The following is a 17,050-nucleotide window of genomic DNA, read 5'->3' as shown; positions in this document are numbered from 1 at the left end:
GTACGGCGGCACGGCCCCTTGCGAAAGGGAGGCTGGTGGATGAGCGCCTTGGCTGTTGAGACCTATGAGACGCGGACACCTGACGCCGAGGGCTGGCGCGGATTCCCGTTCCGGCACCCCGCGGACATGGAGGCGGACGGCGGCAAGCACGACGGCGGGCCAATGCCCCCGGAGGCCCCGCGTGAGCCGCAGCCGCAGGGCGGGGACGGCAAGTAGCGCCTGTGCGGGCGGGGCGCCGCCGGCCGCTGACCGGCGACTCCCCGTCCGCCCCTACTCACGTCCGCGCCCGGTACTTCCACACCGACAGCGGCAGGAACACCGCGATCAGGCCGGCGATCCACAGCAGGGCGCCCTGGGCGGAGGCCGCGACCGGGCCGCCGATCATCAGGTTGCGGGAGGCGTCGACGACCAGGGTCATGGGGTTGTGCTCGACGAAGACGCGTAGCCAGTCGGGCATGGTGTCCGGGGCGACGAAGACCGAACTGCCGAACTGGAGCGGCAGCATGGCGAGGGTGCTCACGCTCTGCACCGTGTCGATGCTCCGGGCGGCCAGGCCGATGAAGGCGTTCACCCAGCACAGGGCGATCCCGTACAGCAGGAGGAGACCGAAGGCGGCGACGGTCGGCAACAGGCCGTTGTCCGCGCGGAAGCCGATGAGCAGGGCGAAGGCGAACACCGCGAGCTGGCTGATCAGCAGCCGTACCGAGTCCGCCGAGACGCGGCCGATGAGGACCGCGGAGCGGGCGACGGGCATGGAGCGGTAGCGGTCCATCACCCCGGAGGAGAAGTCGGTGTTGAGGGCGAGGCCGGCGGTGCGGGAGACGATGGTGTGGTTCAGGGCCATGATTCCCGGCATCAGGTACTGCCGGTAGTCCGCGCTGTTTCCGGCGATCGCGCCGCCGAAGGCGTAGATGAAGATGACCGAGAGGACGATCGGCATCAGGGCGGTGTCCAGCACCTGGCCCGGACTGGCGAGGGACTTGCGCAGGTTGCGGCGGGAGAGCGCCAGCGAGTGACGTACCAGTGAAGTCATGCCGCGCTCCTGGCGGCGACGGGGGCCCCGGCCGCGGGTCCGGTGAGCTTGAGGAAGACCTCGTCAAGGCTCGGAATGTGGGTGTGCAGTGCGCCGAGCGGGACATCGGCCTCGCCGAGGGCCCGTACCACCGCGGTGAGCTGTCCGCCCCCGCCGGTCAGCGGCAGCCGGAGGTGCCCCTCGTCCGCGACGACGGTGGCCGCGGTGTGGCCCGCGGCCATCAGGACCTGGTGGACACGGGGGAGATCGCCGGGGTGCTCGGGCCGGATGTGCAGCGTCTGACCGCCCAGGCGCGAGCGGAGTTCGGCGGTGGAGCCGGCGGCGATGACCCGGCCGCTGTCGATCACCACCAGGGAGTCCGCGAGCGCTTCCGCCTCCTCCATGTACTGGGTGGTGAGGAGCACGGTGGTGCCCTGCTCGGCGAGCCGGTTCACCTCCGCCCAGAGGCTGTTGCGGCTGTGCGGGTCGAGGCCCGTGGTCGGCTCGTCGAGGACCAGGACGCGGGGGTCGCCGGTGAGGCTGGCCGCCAGGTCGAGGCGTCGGCGCATACCGCCCGAGTAGCCGCCCACCGGCCGCTTGCCGGCCTCGGTCAGGCTGAACCGCTCCAGCATCTCGTCGGCGCGGGCCCGGGCCCTGCGGCCGCGCAGGTTGAACAGCCGGGCGATCAGGTAGAGGTTCTCCCAGCCCGAGATGTCCTCGTCCACCGAGGCGTACTGGCCGGTGAGCCCGATCAGCGGGCGCACCCGGGCGGCCTCGCGCACGACATCGTGCCCGTGCACCAGGATGCGCCCGCCGTCCGGCCGGATGAGCGTGGAGACCATGCGCACCAGCGTGGTCTTGCCGGCGCCGTTGGGGCCCAGCAGCCCGAGGACCCGGCCGGCCGGGACCTCCAGGCTGACGCCGCGGACCGCCGCCGTGCTGCCGAAGTTCTTCGTCAGATCCTCGATCCGGATGGCAGCGGTCATCGGCTCCGGGTCCTTTCGGGAAGTGCGGTACGGGGGTCAGTCAAGGACGTAGCCGTCTCCGGCCCGGGAGCCGCGGGAGCGGCGCAGATCGGTGAGGACGAAGGTGCGCTGGAGCCAGCGGTCGCGGCCGTCGTAGCGCGGCCGGAAGGCGCTGCGCCCGTGGGTGGTGACCCGGTTGTCGACGATCGCCAGGTCGCCCGGGGCGAGCACGGTGCTCTGCCCGGTCCGCTCGAAGGCCTCCCCGAGTTCGTCCAGCGCCCGGCGCGCCCGGTCGGTGACCGGCCGGGTGGCGGCGAAGTCGACCCGCAGATCGGGGTCCTCGGGCGCGCCGGAGAGCACCGGGTGCGGCGCGGTGCCGCCCTCGGAGCCGCCGAACGACGGCGGCGGAGCGGTGACGAACTCCGGGGCGGACAGCGCCTCCCGGGTCTCCTCGTCCAGCAGCGGCATCGCCCCGCGGATGCCGGCGGTGCGCAGCGCGGCGACCTTCTCGTGGTCGGAGCGCAGGCACAGCAGCATCACGAAGTCGGGGCGGTGCGGATGGAAGGCGTTCTCGTTGTGGAAGGTCAGCAGGACCGAGCCCGCGTTCCCCTGGAACGCCTCCTTCCCCGGTACCGGCACCACGTCCTGCACCAGGGCGCCGGTCTTCTCCGGCCGGAACGCCGCCGGGTCGCCGAGCCCGCAGGCCACCATCGTCAGCACCGCGGCCGAGACCGAGCCCGCACGCTGCACGGAACCGGCGCCGGACGGGGTGTCGGGCAGCGCGGCCTCGTCCACCGGGAGCCCGCGCAGCAGCAGCACCCCGCTGGGCCCGGAGTCGCGGCGGAAGGTGTGCAGCGGGCGGCGCAGCCCGAGCGGCAGTTCCGGCCAGCCGGCCCGCGCGGCACCGACCCACTCGGCGCTGTCCACCCGGTCCGCACCGGACGCCAGCACCCGGCGGGCGGCCGCCTCCGCCTCCGCGGACTCCTCCCGGGTCAGCGACGCGACCCGCGCCGCCGCCCCGGTGTCGAGTGTCACGGTCATCAGGAGGCCGCCTTCGGGGCGTCGGCGGAGCCCTCCATCGCGCGGACCAGGCTCAGCGGACGCATATCGGTCCACTGCGCGGCGATGAACTCCAGCGCCTCGGCGCGGCCGGTCTCCGGCAGGGCGGCCTGCCAGCCGTCCGGGACCTCGGCGAACGCCGGCCACAGGGAGTACTGGCCCTCGTCGTTGACCAGGGCCAGGTAGCGGCCCTCGGTGTCCTCGAACGGATTGGTCATCGTATTGCCTCTCTCGTCTCAGGGCTGGGGTGCGCGGGCCCGAGGGTGTCCTCGCCGTAGACGCCCTGCACCCAGTTGGTGTGGTAAACGGTGTCGAGATAGCGCTCGCCCATGTCGGGCGAGACGGCGACGGCGGACAGCCCCGCCGGTCTGCCGCGCTCCGCCAGCCACCGGTCGGCGCCGCTGACGACCGTCCCGGTGGAGCCGCCGAACAGGAAGCCGCGCCCGGCCAGCCGGTGGCACATGCGCACGGTGTCCGGCTCCGGGACGAGCACCACGTCGTCGACGTAGTCCTCGTCCAGCAGCGGCGGGCGGACCCCGGACCCCAGGCCCGGGATCATCCGGGGCGCCGGCGGGTGGCCGAAGGCGACCGAGCCGACGCTGTCCACGGCCACGATGCGGACCCCGGGCCGGTGCTCCTTGTACCAGCGGGCGCAGCCCATCAGGGTCCCGGTGGTCCCCGCCCCGACGAAGAGGACGTCCAGCCGGGGATGGCTCCGGTGGATGGCCGGTGCCGTGTACCGGTAGTGCGCCCGCCAGTTGGCGGGGTTGACGTACTGGTTGAGCCAGACGTACCGCGGGTCCCGCGCGCACAGCGCGCGGACGTAGGCGATCCGCGCGCCGAGGAAGCCGCCCTCGGGAGCGGGCTCGGCGATGGTGTGGACGGTGGCGCCGAGCGCCTCCATCAGACGCTTGGAGGCCAGGTTGCAGCGGGAGTCGGTGACGCAGAGGAAGCGGTAGCCCTTGCTGGCCGCGATGACGCTCAGCGCGACGCCCAGGTTCCCGGACGAGGACTCCACCAGGACGGAACCGGGCGACAGCCGCCCGGCCTCCTCCGCGGCCTCGACCATCTCCCGCGCGGCCTTCTGCTTCACCGACCCGGTGAAGTTGAAGCCCTCGCACTTGAGATGGAGCGGGATACCGAGGACGGCGTCGAGATCGACGTACAGGTCTTCCTCGTTGAACTCCTGTGGAGCCGAGATGGTCGGCACGGGTCCTCCGCCCTAGCCGTATCGGCGCATCTCGTGGAAGAAATCGTCGACGACCCGCAGCTCGCCGGACTCCTTCACGGACTCATAGACATGCCTGCCGAGTGCCAGGTCCAGCACCCCCAGGCCGAACGGGGAGAAGACCACCGTCCGGTCGGCCGGCGGCCGCACCGCCCCCGTGAGGACGTCGTGGAGGGTGCCGTCGAGGAAGTCCCGGTGGCCCACCCGCTGTTCCGCCAGGTGCACCGAGGTGTCGGCCTTCAGGCAGTGCTCCACGTCGTCCACGAAGTTGGCCGCGCCGAGCACCACCTCGGGCGACAGATCGCGCAGCGAGACATGCAGCACCAGCGGATGGTGCGCGAACCAGCCGGGCTCGGTGACGTGCGGGGTGCCCGCGACGGTGGCGAAGACCACCAGGTCGCAGGAGCGGATCAGCTCCTCGGCGCTCTCGTGCACGGTGACCGTGCCGGACCCGCCGGACCGGCGCAGGTAGTCGGCGAAGCCGTCCGCGTGCGCCGCCGACAGGTCGTGCACCCCGACCTCGTCGAACTCCCAGCCGGTGCGCGCCAGATAGGTGTGGACGTAGCGGGCGATCAGCCCGGTGCCGAAGAACCCGATCCGGGCCGGGCGGGTGCCGCGCGCGGCGCTGATCCGGTCGGCGGCGAGCGCCGCGGAGGCCGCGGTGCGCGCGGCGCTGATGATGGAACTCTCCAGACAGGCCAGCGGGTAGCCGGTGTCGTGGTCGTTGAGGATCAGCACCGCCGAGGCGCGCGGGAGGCCCGCCTCGACGTTCTCCGGGAAGCTGGAGATCCACTTCAGGCCGTCGGTGGGCAGCTCGCCGCCGATCGAGGCGGGCAGCGCGATGATCCGGGAGGACGGGCGGTCGGGGAAGCGGAGGAAGTACGACGGCGGGTTCACCGTCTCGCCTCCGCCGTGCAGCCGGTAGGCCGTCTCGATCAGGTCGACGACGCCCTGGTGGTGCGCGTCGAGGACCTGGTGCACCTGCGCTCCGGAGATGACGGAGAACGAAGGCGCGGCGTGCTGCTGGGGCATGAAGAGCTCCGTGGAACCGTAGAGGAGGAGGGGAGCGGTGGCTGTCGCCGACCGGCCAGGACGGTCAGCCGGCGGCGGGCGGCACGTGTCCGTCGAGGCGCACCGGGTCGCCGAAGAGCGCCACGATCTCGCGGTCGCCCTCATAGGCCTCGCGGCTGTGCGCCGTCCGCAGGTTGTCGACCACCAGCAGGTCGCCCGCCTGCCATGGCTCCCGCACGGTCGCCGCCGTGTACGCCGCGTTGATGGTCTCGACGGTCTCCGCGGGGACCGGCTCGCCGTCGCCGTGGAAGGTGGTGAACGGCAGGGAGCCGGGCCCGTACAGCGACACCAGGTACTCGCGCACCGCCGGGTCCATGGTCAGTTCGTTGAGGAAGGCGATCTGGTTGAACCACAGCCGCTCGCCGGTGACGGGGTGGCGCACCACCGCCGCCCGGTGCTGGACGGTGCGCAGCGCGCCGTCCGGCAGCCACTCGTGGTCCAGGGCGTGCGCCCGGCAGTACGCGTCGACCTGCCCGGCGTCGTCCGTGCCGAAGGACTCGGCCCAGCTCACGCCGATGTCACGGTAGGTGCGGGCCAGCCGCCAGCCGTCGCGGGCGAAGCGCTCCACGAGGCCGGCGGGCAGCGCCGCCAGCACCGTCCGGGCGTCGGCCACGGCGGTCGCGCCGCCGGAGCGGGGCGCCGTCAGGCAGCCGAACAGGGCGGTGCCGGGCACCTCGTCGCCGTAGCTGCGCTCGTGGTGCATGCACATCGGCTCGTCGGCCGGCCACTCCGAGGCGCCGTACACGCCGTCGCCGAAGTCGGTCCGGCCGGTGAAGCCCTCCCGCTCGGCCATCGGCACCACCCCCAGCTCCCGCGCGGCCCGGCCGAGGTCGGCGGGTGCCGCCAGCCCCAGGCCCCGGACGAGCAGGGCGCCGTGCCGGGCGAGCAGGGCGCGCACGGTCTCGCCGGGCAGGCCGGGACCGGGCACCCGCAGGACCGGGGTGCGGCCCTCGGAGAGGAGCAACTCGACGCCCTCGCCGAGGGTTTCGGGGACGGCCGGGCCGTCACACGTGGCTGTCAACTGGCTGCCTTCCTGGTTGCGGGGCCTCGGCGGCCCGGCGGTCGAGCAACGCCGCGCAGTCCGCGAGAACCGGGTTCTGCTGGAGTTCGGCGGGCGTCACCACACGGTCCAGCGCGATCGCCAGCCGCAGCAGGGACAGCGAGGTCCCGCCGCTGTCGAAGAAGTGGGAGGTGCGGCCGATCCGGCCGGCCGGGACCTTGAGGACCCGGCACCAGAGTTCGGCGAGCCGCTGCTCGGTGCCGGTGCGCAGGTCTACGCCGTCGCCCGCGGGCTCCTCCTGCCCGGCGAGCCGGGTCAGCGCCTTGCGGTCGATCTTGCCGTTGGCGGTGAGCGGCAGGGCGTCGAGCCGGCGGAACCGGGCGGGGACCATGTAGCCGGGCAGCGTCGCGCCGAGCGCCTCCGTCAGCCGTTCGCCGGAGAGTTCGGCGCCGCTGTGGAAGGCGACCAGCTGCCGGCCCTCGCCCTCGCCGGTGACGACGACCGCGCTGTCGCGCACCCCGTCCACCCGGAGCAGCTGGTTCTCCACCTCGCCGATCTCGATCCGGAAGCCGCGGATCTTGACCTGGGCGTCCCGGCGGCCGAGGAACTCCAGCCGCCCGTCCGGCAGCCACCGGCCGAAGTCGCCCGAGCGGTAGGCCCGTTCACCGGGCAGCAGCGGATCGGGCAGGAACGCGGCCTTCGTGCGCTCCGGGTCGTTGACGTAGCCCCGCCCGACGCAGACACCGGAGAACAGGATCTCCCCCGGCGAGCCCAGCGGCACCGGGCGGAGCCGCTCGTCGACCACATGGATACGGACGTTGGCGACCGGCCGGCCCAGCGGCACCGAGGCCTGCTCCGGCACCCGGCGCATCACCTCGTGGTTGGTGTCGTCCGAGGTCTCCGTCAGGCCGTACGCGTTGACCAGCGCGACCCCGGGGAACGTGGCGAACCAGCGCTCCACCAGCTCCTTCTTGAGCGCCTCACCGGTCGCCGAGACATGGCGCAGCCGGGGCAGCGCGCGGGGGCCGCGCTCCAGCTCCGTCAGCACCACTTCGAGGTAGGAGGGCACGGCCTGGAGGACCTCGACCCCGCCGCCTTCGAGGGTGTCGAGGAAGCGCGCGGTGTCGAGGATGTCCGGCTGCCCGATGAGCAGCGTGCGGCCGCCGACGGCGAGGGCGGCGACCAGCTGCCAGAGCGAGATGTCGAAGCACTGCGGCGCGGTCTGCGCGACCACGGTGCCCTCGGTGATCTCCAAGTCGTCGATCTTGGCGAGCAGATGGTTGAGGAAGCCCGCGTGCTCGCACACCGCGCCCTTGGGCGCACCGGTCGAACCGGAGGTGAAGTAGAGGTAGGCGCTCTGCCCGGCGGCCACCGGCACCCCGGGGTCGGTGACCGGGTGGTCCCCGGCGAGCAGGGCGTCCAGCTGCTCCGTGCGGACGCCGGGCAGCCCGGCCAGTGCCTCGGCCAGGCCGGGGGAGGCGTCGCGTTCGGTCAGCACCCGGCGGCAGTCGGCGCGCTCCAGCATCCCGGTGATCCGGTCGGCCGGGAAGTGCGGCTCCACCGGCAGATAGACACCGCCGGCCTTCAGCACCGCCAGTACGGCGGCCAGCCACCCCAGGGTGCGTTCGGTGACCACCGCGACGGCGTCCTCGTCGCGCAGGCCGCCGCCGCGCAGCGCGTGGGCGACGCGGTTGGCGCGCTCGTTCAGCTCCCGGTAGGTCCAGGACTCGCTGCCGTGGACGGCGGCGACGTCGTCCGGGCGCAACCGGACCTGCTCCTCGAAGAGTTCGTGCACCCGGCGGTCGGGCAGCTCCCGGTGCGGGCCGGCGAACTCGGTCAGCTGCCGCGCCGCCTCCCGCTCCGACACCGGGCTCCACTCCTGGTGGTCAGCGCCGGGCCGCCCGGCCAGCTCGTCCAGCGCGGCGAGCAGATAGCCCGCGAACCGGGCGGCCTGCTCCTCGTCCACGGCGTCCCTGCGGTGGCCGATCACCAGGTCGAGGCGGTCGCCGGTCCGGGCGAGGCCGGCGGCGAGCACCGTGCCGTCCGTCAGGTCCTCGGGACCGGCCGCCCGCCCGGCGACCAGGACGGTGTCGAACAGCGGCGCCGTCCGGCCGGTCCCGTCCCGCGGCGCGTCGAGGTCCGCCCCCGTGTGCGCCCGGACCTCGTCCGCGCGCCGGGCGACCTCGGTGACGAGGTCCGCCCACGAGCCGTCCGGCAGCGGGACCCAGAGCGGCAACGGGCCGTTCGCCGCCCCGTCCCCGGCCAGGTATCCGGTCACCACGGAGGAGTCGCCCGTCACCGCCGCCAGGACACGGACCTGGGCGGCCAGCAGCAGGATGTCCGGGGACAGGCCCAGCCCTTCGGACCGGCGCAGGAGTTCCCCGGCGGTGGCGCCGGGAAGCGCGGTGCGGTGTACGGCGGGGAGGTCCGCCGGAGTCCTCGACCACCGGGGCAGGGGGGTGAATCCGCCGCCGGGAACTCGTTGCCGGAATGCGCGGTCCGCAGTCATCACACCGCAACCTCCTTTGGGATCGAGCCGGTTGTCATGACGCGGTGCCGTCCATGAGCGAACGAAAAACTAGGCCGGTGGCTTATTGGCCAGATATCGCACCGGAGAGCGGGGGCGATACCCCGTAGGGGACGGGCCGGTACGGCGGCCGGAGCCGGCCGCTCAGACATCCGCCCGCACCGGCGCGCCCCGCGGGGCCGCCGGGGCCCCCGCGCTCTCCCCGGGCACGGGCCCCGGCGGCCTCGTGCCCAGCAGCTTGAGCAGCGGGCCGGTCATCGCGGTGGTGCCGACCGCCATGAGGACCAGCACCGTCAGGCCCGTCGTGCTGATCAGCTGGCGCTGCCAGCCGATGCCGGCGACCACCAGCTCGGTGACCCCACGGCAGTTCATCAGCGCGCCGAACCGCCAGGCCTCCTCCGGCGGATGCCCCATCAGCCGGGCGGCGCCGCCCGCACCGACGAGCTTGGTCACGGTGGCCACGACGACGACCCCGGCGAGCACCAGCCAGTGCCACGGGTCCTGGCCCAGCGCCCCGACCGAGACATTGAGCCCCACCCCGGCGAAGAACAGCGGCAGCAGCACGGTCAGGGTGAAGCCCTGCAGCTGCTGGTTCATCCGGTCGGTGACCGTGGCGTCCCGCGGGATCGCCGTACCGAACAGGAACGCCCCGATGACCGCGTGCAGCCCCAGCAGATGCGTCACCACGGCGTAGCTGATGGCGCCGACCAGCAGCAGGGGCAGCAGGGTGCCCGTGCCGGGCCGTTCCTCGGCCCGCCGCACGGCGGTCGCCAGCAGCGGACGCACCACCAGCGCGGTGAACACCACCAGGGCTACCACCAGTGCGATGGTGCTGCCCATCCCCATGGCGTCGCCGGACCCGGTCGCCGCGAGGATGACGGTCAGCGCGAGCCAGGCGATCCCGTCGCCCACCGCCGCACTGGCCAGCGCGAACTGGCCGACGGGGGTGCGGTCCAGCCGCAGGTCGGTCAGGATGCGGGCGAGGACCGGCAGCGCGGTCACCGACAGCGCCAGCCCGAAGAAGCACAGGTAGCCGAGGTCGTGCGGCGCCGAGCCGCGCAGCATGCCGGGGACCGCCGCCGCGAGCCCCAGCCCGGCCACGAAGGGCAGCCCCATCGCGCCGAGCACGCTCACCCCGACCGTCCCGAACGCCTTCCTGGGGTTCTCCAGCCGCAGCTCGCAGCCGAGCAGGAACATGAAGACGATCAGCCCCAGCTGGGCCACCGTGTTGAGGGCGGAGACGACATCGGCGGAGAGCAGCCAGGCCTGCCCGGACGGCCACACCCAGCCCAGCAGCGAGGGGCCGAGCAGCAGCCCGCCGAGGATCTCACCGATCACCAGCGGCTGGCCGAGCCGGCCCAGCAGGGCGCCCAGCAGATGACTGAGCAGAATGATCACCATGACGGCGAGCAGGAACCGCGCCGTCGTGTCGACCTCGGCCGACGGGCCCCCGGAGCCCAGCCGCCCCCACCACAGCCCCACGGCCGCCAGCAGCAGGACGACGCCCGCGGTCACCTTCAGCATGACGTCAGGGGGGTGTCGAGGGCGAGCGGCGGGGCGGGGACCCCGCCGCCCGGCCAGGAGGCGAACCGCCGGGCCCCGTACAGCAGCGGCGTCCCGGCCTCCTGGGTGACGCCGGTGACCGCGCCCAGCACGAGGGTGTGGTCGCTCACCTCGACCAGCTGCGTCACCCGGCACTCGGCGACCGCGAAGGCGTCGTCGGCCAGCCAGGGCAGCCCGGCGTCCGGGGCGCGCCGCCAGCCCACCCGGGCGAAGCGGTCCGCGACCGGGTGCGCGAACACCTCAGCGGCCCGCTGCCCCCGCTCGTGCAGCAGGTTCACCGCGAAGGCGCCGTACGCGCGCAGCGCCTGCAGGGTCTCCCCGCGGGTGGTCAGCCACACCGAGAGGGTCGGCGGCGCGGTGGTCACGCTCGCCAGCGAACTGCACGTCAGCCCGCGCGGCCGGTCGTCCGTCCCGTACGTGGTGATCACGGCGACGCCGGTGGGGAAGGCCCCCATCAGCGAGCGGAAGGCGTCGGCCGGCACCGGGCGGGTGGCCGTGTCCGGCGCGGACGGGGGCGGGGGAAGGCTAGCCATGTGAGGTCGTCCTCCGGTTGGTGCGCCGGGGCCGTCGCGGGGACCCGCCCCCCGACTCCCGGCCGCACGGGCGGGTGAAGCGCCGACGCCCGTACCCGCCGGGGGATGGGGGTAGGGGCGTCGGCAGCGGAAGTGAGCCCGGGGGCTCAGCTGTTGAGGGAGGCGATGTACTCGTAGCAGCTGGGCAGCGCGGCGACCAGCTCGTCCGCGTCCGCCCGGAGCCGCGCCAGCTCGGCGCGGGCGTTCGTGGGATCGATGTGCGCGAGCGAGGGGCGCGGCCGCTCCGGCTCGTGACCGAGACCCAGCATCATCGTGATCCACGAGTACTGCTCGAAGCCGTGGTAAGGCTGGTAGATGGTGCGCTCGTCGAGCAGGTGCGAGGAGCCGATCGCGAGGCGCTCGGCGAGCCCGTCGGGCAGCGCGCGGGTCTTGGCCTCCTTCCAGTACGGGGTGTCCTCGCGCTGCGCCGCCTTGTAGTGCAGCACCAGGAACTCCTTGACCCCGTCCAGGACCTCGGCGACCCGGTGGTTGTAGTCGTCGGCCAGCGCCGGGTCCCAGCGCTCGTCCGGGAAGTTCTTCACCAGCTGCTCGATGCCGTGCTGGATGAAGAAGATGCCGGTGGACTCCAGCGGCTCCACGAAGGCGCTGGACAGGCCGATGGCCACGCAGTTGTTGACCCACGAGCGGCGGTTGCGCCCGATGCGCATCCGGATGTGGTTGGCCTCCAGGTCGTCCTGGCCGGGCGCGACGTGGTTGCGCAGGGTGCGCTCCGCCTCCTCCGGGCTGCAGAACTCGTCGGAGTACACATAGCCGTTGCCGTTCCGCCCGAACAGCGGGATGTTCCAGATCCAGCCCGCGTCCATCGCGGTCGCGGTGGTGTACGGGTTCATCCCGGTGGTGGCCTGGTCGGCCTGCGGGACGCGCAGCGCGACGGCGCGGTTGTTCGGCAGCACGTCCTGGAAGGACTCGAAGGGCTCCTCCAGGGTCTCGTTGATCAGCATGCCCTTGAAGCCGGTGCAGTCGATGAACAGGTCACCGGTGAGGTCACCGTGCTCACGGGTGGCGACATGGCTGATCCAGCCGCGCTCGTCGCGGCCCACCTCGGTCACGTCGTCGACGACATGCCGGACGCCCCGGTCGGTGCCGTACTTGGCCAGGAACTTCGCCAGCAGCGCCGCGTCGAAGTGGTACGCGTACGGGAACTGGGCCCGCTGCTCCTCCAGCGTGGAACGGCCCAGCGAACCGTCCAGCCCGCCCGCGAACAGCGAGCCGTCCAGCAGCCGCGGCGAGCGCTTGGCCTCGCACAGCGCCGGGGTGATGAAGCAGGACCGGTCGAACGGCTCGCTGCGGTCGCCCTCCTGGAGCCACCAGTCGGCCAGGGTGTAGCCGTCGGACGTCCGCAGCCGCTCGAAGGGGTGGTAGAAGTGGTGCCCCGGCCGGCGCCAGTTCTCGAACCGGATGCCCAGCTTGTACGAGCCGGAGCACTCCGGCATCCACTCGCGCTCGTCCAGGCCGAGGTAGTCGAAGAAATGCCGGACCGTGCTGAACGTCGCCTCGCCGACACCGATGGTCGCGACGCGGTCGGATTCCACCAGAGTGACATTGATGCGGTCACCGTAGGCCGCCTTGAGGTACGAGGCGCTCATCCATCCCGCAGTGCCGCCGCCGACAATGACCACTGAATTAATCACGCTGTGACTCCTGTTGTTCGTGAACGGGCCTGGGAAGGGCGGATGGGCTGATTCACGCAGAGAAGTTAGACAGCGGGTTTTTTACTTCGTTATCGGGAGGCGGGCGATCTATATCAGTGCCGCCGGGCCGTCATCGGAAGATTCTTGGCGCCGTACATTCCACGGGCGTGATAGGCGACCTCGGGGCCGTGGTCGACGCGCAGTTCACGGAAGGTGTCCAGCAGGGCGTTGAGCGCCACCTCCGCCTCCAGCCGGGCCAGCGGCGCGCCCACACAGAAGTGCCCGCCGCGGCCGAAGGCGACGTGCCGGTTGGGCGTGCGCCGGATGTCGAAGCGGTGCGCGTCCGGGAACTGCGCCTCGTCATGATTCGCCGAAATCACCCACGGGGTCACCATCCGGTCCGCCGGAATGAGATGGCCACCCACTTCGACATCGGTCACGGTGACCCGGCTGACCGTGGTGAAAGGCGAGCGGAAGCGCAGCACTTCCTCAATGGCGGACGGAATCAGCGAACGGTCGGCACGGAGTTCCGCATACGCGTCCGGATGGCTGTCGAGACACTGCATGGCATTCCCGATCAGCAGCGTCGTGGTGAGATGACCGGTCAGGAAGAGGATTCCGGTGAATTTCACGACCTCGTCGTCGGTCAGCCGCTCCCCGTCGATCTCGGCGGTGGCCAGCCGGCTGATCAGGTCGTCCTCCGGGTCCGTCCGGCGCCTTCGGCAGTGGCCCAGCAGGTAAGCGTCCATCTCCCGGGTCGCGGCCTGGAATGTGGCGACGAAGTCCTCCGGCGGGATCGGCCGGTCGCCCAGCGCGATGAACCGGTCCGCCCACACCCGGAACAGGTCGCGGTCCGAGGCGGGCACCCCCAGCAGCTCACTGATGACGATCACCGGCAGCGGATACGTCAGCACGTCCACCAGGTCGAACCGCTCCGCGTCGACCCCGGCCAGCAGCTCCTGCGTCACGGCCGCGATGCGGGGTTCGAGCCCGGCCACCGTCTTCGGGGTGAAGGCCTGGTTGACCAGCCGGCGCAGCTTGCCGTGGTCCGGCGGGTCCATCGCGTTGATGTGGCCCTCGGTCAGCGGCTTCAGATGCGGCATGACCCGGCTGGAGTCGTTGGAGAACGTCTTCGGGTCGGAGATGACCTGCTGCACGTCCTCGTAGCGGAAGACGTGGTAGGGCCCGTCCCCCTCCTGCCACACGGGGTGGCCGGACCGCATCCCGCGGAGCCAGTCGAACAGCTCGTCGCCGCCGTCGGCGTCCGGGACGGCGATCTCGTCGCGCACAGTCATCAAAACCTCTGTCGGTGGTGGCCGGCTCGCATGACGGCGGACGCTATGCGGCCCCGTTTTCCGTGCGTTATCGCCCCGGCGCCCACTCTCCGCCCCGGCGCCCACCACCGCCCTGCCCGGCCGCCGCCGTCCCGCCCGGCCGCCGCGCCGTCCCGCCCGTCAGCGCCCCGGGAGCGGCCGGCCCTGGCACTCCTCCGCCGACAGCCGGCTGATGTCCGCGCTCGCCTGCAGCTCCCCCCACACGGAGCCGATCTCGTGGAAGGTGTTGCGCGCGATCAGCAGATGCTGGCTCGCCCGGCTGAGCTGGTTCAGCAGCTGACTGCAACTGCCCAGCGCCAGATGGACCTTGGCCAGCAGGAAGAGGTCGTCGACCCGCTCCGCGATCTCCAGCGCGTCGGTCAGGATGCGCTCGGCCTCGACGCACTGGCCCGAGGCCACCAGCGTCTCCCCGATGCCCATCAGTGCGTACGCCTCACCCCGGGTGTCGCCCTTGCTGCGCACGATCCGCAGCACCCCGTCGTACGACTGCTTGGCGGCGTCGAAGCGGTGCTGCTTCACATAGGCGGCGGCCAGCCGGTTGAGCGCCTGGGCGGCCCCGCGGGTCTCCCCGAGCGCGGTGGCGATCCGCACGGCCTCCAGGGACAGCCGGACCGCGGCGTCCGGGTTCCCCCACTCCAGCTCGATCTGGGACATCTGGTTCAGGGTGTGCGCCTCGGCGGACGCGTCGCCCACCACCCGGAAGGTGTTGCGGGCCTCGTCCAGCCGGCTCATCGCGGAGCGCAGGCCGCCCTGCACCCGGTCGGTGATCGCCATGTTCCGCAGGGTCAGCGCGCGGCCGTGCACCTCCCGCACGCTGTCGAAGAGCTGGAAGGCCCGGGTGAAGAGCGGCATGGCGGTGTCGAAGCGCTGCTGGAACATCTCCACGGAGGCGAGTTCGTAGCACATCGCCGCCTCGCCGCGGACGTTCCCCGCGTTCCGGTTCGCCTCCAGCGCCCGCTCGCTGACGGTGCGCCAGTCGTCGTAGTAGTTACGGGTCTCGAAGAGGACCACACTCGACATCACCAGGTCCCAGGCCGGCTCCTCCATCCCGAGCGCGCAGGCCTGGAGGATCGAGGCCACCAGCGACGGGCGCTCCGCCTCGAACCAGTCGAGCGGCGAGCGCAGCAGCCGGCCGACGAGCGGGGCGTCGAGGTGCCGGCGCGGTGTCGACCCGTGGATGATCGCGAAGTCGCCGCCGTACTCCCGGATGTGGCCGCGCTCCGCCAGCGTGAGATAGGTGCGCAACACCCGGTGCAGCGCGCCGCGGCGCCCGTCCTCGGACTCGTCGGACTCGGCCCGCTCCCGGGCGTACAGCCGCAGCAGGTCGTGGAAGCGGTAGCGCATGGTGCCGGTGGCGTCGCTGCCGACCGGGGCGAGCAGATGGGCGTCCACCAGCCGCTCGATCATGTCCTCGGCCTCGGCCGGCGAGACGTCGAGCAGCGCGCCGCCCACCCACGCCGGGAAGTCCGGTACGTCGAGCAGCCCCAGCAGCCGGTACATCCGGGCCGCCTGCTCGGGCAGGCCGCGGTAGCTCAGGGCGAAGCTGGCGCGCACCTCCAGGCCGCCGGTGCTGAGTTCGTCGAGCCTGCGGTGCTCGTCGCGCAGCCGGTCCACCAGGTGCTGGACGGACCAGTGCTGCTTGGCGACCAGGCGGGCCGCCGCGATCCGCAGCGCGAGCGGCAGCCCGTCGCACAGCCGGCACAGCTCGTTGACCGCGGCCTTCTCCGAGGTGGCCCGGCCCTCGCCGGCGATCTTGGTGATCAGGGTCTGGGACTCGTGCGCGGCCATCAGCCCCAGGTCGACCCGCACCGTGCCGGAGTCGGCGGCGAGCTGTTCCCGGCTCGCCGCGAGGACACAGCTGCGGCCGGTGCCCGGCAGCAGCGGTGTGATCTGGTGCATCGTGCGAACGTTGTCGAGGACGATGAGCGACTTCCGGTCGGCGAGCACACTGCGGTAGAGCGAGGCGAGTTCGGCGGCGTCGGAGGGTATCTGGTCGCCGGGCACCCCGAGCGCCCGCAGAAAACGCCCCAGCAGGGCGCCCGCGACAAAGCCCGGCTCCCGGCCGTCGTACTGCGCCAGATCGGCGTACAGCTGGCCGTCCGGGAATTCCCCGGCGACCTTATGGGCCCAGTGCACGATGAGACCGGTCTTCCCGACGCCGGCCACTCCGGTGATGAGACCCATCCGCGGGGATTTCTCCCCGAGCAGCCGGTCGAGTTTCCCGAGTTCCGTCTCCCGGCCCTGGAAAAGGTCCACGTCCGGGGGGAGTTGGGCGGGCACCACCAGCGGTTTGACTTGCACCGGAAGGGTGAGACCGGGGTCGTCCTGAAGAATGGAGGCGTGCAATTCCTTTATGGCCACGCTCGGTTCGAGACCCAGTTCGTCGACGAAGTTGCGGCGCCACATCCGGAATCCCTCGGTGGCCTCGGCCCGGAGTCCGGTGCGGTACTGGGCGAGCATGAGGTTGTACCGGAGCTGCTCGTGCAGGGGGGAGCTGTTCGCGATCGAGGTCAGCTCGGAGATGATGTCCTGGTGGTGGCCCAGGGCCAGTTCCACCTCGGACCAGGCCTCGTAGGCCGCGTAGCGCCGCTCGTCGAGCCGGGTCGCCTCGTCCTCCACCGGACGCCCCGTCACCCCCGCCAGCGCGGGCCCCTTCCACAGGTCGAGCGCCTGCCGGTACAGGGCGCGGCCCTGTTCGTGGCGGCCCTGCTTGACGTGCGCGGCGGCCTCGGCGACGAGCGAGGTGAACCGCAGGGCGTCCAGGTCGCTCCCGCCGGTCTCCAGGCGGTATCCGGGGTGGGTGGTCAGAATGACGTCGCCCTCGACGCCCGCCTGTTTGAAGGACTTGCGCAGCGCACCGATGCAGATGGCCACCTGGGTACGGGCCGTGGCCGGAGGTTCGTCGCCCCATACCGCGTCGACCAGGCTGTCGACCGACACGACACGCCCCCACGCCAGGATGAGCATGGTCAGAATCGTGCGCTGCCGGGGGCCGTGAACCCCTACGATCCGGCCACCGTCGGTGATCACCAGGAGCGGCCGGAGGACGGAGTAGGTGATTGCGCGA

The 17,050-nt window shown here is 72.4% G+C and carries 14 protein-coding genes; 1 reads left to right on the top strand and 13 read right to left on the bottom strand.

What is annotated here, in order from left to right; translation table 11 throughout:
- Window positions 1-39: 39 nt before the first annotated feature.
- Window positions 40-216, top strand: coding sequence for a hypothetical protein (locus ACGFN2_RS04065; RefSeq protein ID WP_362603019.1), 177 nt, complete (start codon window positions 40-42; stop codon window positions 214-216).
- A 58-nt stretch (window positions 217-274) separates the two neighbouring features.
- Here the strand turns inward: ACGFN2_RS04065 and ACGFN2_RS04060 are convergent, their stop codons facing one another.
- From ACGFN2_RS04060 to ACGFN2_RS04000, 13 genes are all read right to left on the bottom strand, one after another.
- Complete coding sequence (locus ACGFN2_RS04060; RefSeq protein ID WP_362603016.1) at window positions 275-1,033, bottom strand: ABC transporter permease; 759 nt, start codon at window positions 1,031-1,033, stop codon at window positions 275-277.
- Window positions 1,030-1,998, bottom strand: coding sequence for an ATP-binding cassette domain-containing protein (locus ACGFN2_RS04055; protein WP_393357339.1), 969 nt, complete (start codon window positions 1,996-1,998; stop codon window positions 1,030-1,032). The genes ACGFN2_RS04060 and ACGFN2_RS04055 overlap by 4 nt, the downstream gene beginning before the upstream one ends.
- A 36-nt stretch (window positions 1,999-2,034) precedes the next feature.
- A complete protein-coding gene (locus ACGFN2_RS04050; protein WP_393357337.1) occupies window positions 2,035-3,018 on the bottom strand; it encodes a TauD/TfdA family dioxygenase in 984 nt (327 codons plus the stop codon).
- The gene (locus ACGFN2_RS04045; RefSeq protein ID WP_393357335.1) at window positions 3,018-3,254 is read right to left on the bottom strand and encodes an MbtH family protein; all 237 of its coding nucleotides are present in this window, start codon (window positions 3,252-3,254) and stop codon (window positions 3,018-3,020) included. The genes ACGFN2_RS04050 and ACGFN2_RS04045 overlap by 1 nt, the downstream gene beginning before the upstream one ends.
- Complete coding sequence (gene sbnA / locus ACGFN2_RS04040) at window positions 3,251-4,246, bottom strand: 2,3-diaminopropionate biosynthesis protein SbnA (RefSeq protein ID WP_393357333.1); 996 nt, start codon at window positions 4,244-4,246, stop codon at window positions 3,251-3,253. Before sbnA ends, ACGFN2_RS04045 begins: the two co-directional genes overlap by 4 nt.
- Window positions 4,247-4,258: 12 nt before the next feature.
- Window positions 4,259-5,296, bottom strand: a complete 1,038-nt coding sequence (gene sbnB, locus ACGFN2_RS04035) for a 2,3-diaminopropionate biosynthesis protein SbnB (RefSeq protein WP_362603001.1) — start codon at window positions 5,294-5,296, stop codon at window positions 4,259-4,261.
- A gap of 64 nt (window positions 5,297-5,360) precedes the next feature.
- Window positions 5,361-6,356, bottom strand: a complete 996-nt coding sequence (locus ACGFN2_RS04030; RefSeq protein WP_393357331.1) for a TauD/TfdA family dioxygenase — start codon at window positions 6,354-6,356, stop codon at window positions 5,361-5,363.
- Entirely contained in the window at window positions 6,340-8,844 is a 2,505-nt protein-coding gene (locus tag ACGFN2_RS04025; protein WP_393357329.1) for an amino acid adenylation domain-containing protein, read from the bottom strand. The genes ACGFN2_RS04030 and ACGFN2_RS04025 overlap by 17 nt, the downstream gene beginning before the upstream one ends.
- Before the next feature lie 162 nt (window positions 8,845-9,006).
- The gene (locus ACGFN2_RS04020; RefSeq protein WP_393357327.1) at window positions 9,007-10,386 is read right to left on the bottom strand and encodes a cation:proton antiporter; all 1,380 of its coding nucleotides are present in this window, start codon (window positions 10,384-10,386) and stop codon (window positions 9,007-9,009) included.
- Window positions 10,380-10,958 carry a flavin reductase family protein gene (locus tag ACGFN2_RS04015; protein ID WP_393357325.1) on the bottom strand — a complete coding sequence of 193 codons (579 nt, stop codon included), beginning with the start codon at window positions 10,956-10,958 and terminating at the stop codon, window positions 10,380-10,382. Before ACGFN2_RS04015 ends, ACGFN2_RS04020 begins: the two co-directional genes overlap by 7 nt.
- A 146-nt stretch (window positions 10,959-11,104) precedes the next feature.
- Window positions 11,105-12,649 carry a tryptophan halogenase family protein gene (locus ACGFN2_RS04010; protein WP_393357323.1) on the bottom strand — a complete coding sequence of 515 codons (1,545 nt, stop codon included), beginning with the start codon at window positions 12,647-12,649 and terminating at the stop codon, window positions 11,105-11,107.
- A 113-nt stretch (window positions 12,650-12,762) separates the two neighbouring features.
- Window positions 12,763-13,944: a cytochrome P450 gene (locus ACGFN2_RS04005; RefSeq protein WP_362602983.1), complete on the bottom strand. Its 1,182-nt coding sequence runs from the start codon at window positions 13,942-13,944 to the stop codon at window positions 12,763-12,765.
- A gap of 159 nt (window positions 13,945-14,103) precedes the next feature.
- On the bottom strand, window positions 14,104-16,950 hold the full coding sequence (locus tag ACGFN2_RS04000) for a BTAD domain-containing putative transcriptional regulator (protein ID WP_393357321.1): 2,847 nt from the start codon (window positions 16,948-16,950) through the stop codon (window positions 14,104-14,106).
- Window positions 16,951-17,050: the final 100 nt, after the last annotated feature.

Origin of the sequence: Streptomyces sp. NPDC048612 (assembly GCF_043199295.1) — a bacterium.
Taxonomy (GTDB): domain Bacteria; phylum Actinomycetota; class Actinomycetes; order Streptomycetales; family Streptomycetaceae; genus Streptomyces.
The sequence above is the reverse complement of the archived record's forward strand: the minus strand, read 5'-3'. Positions and strand labels throughout refer to the sequence as shown.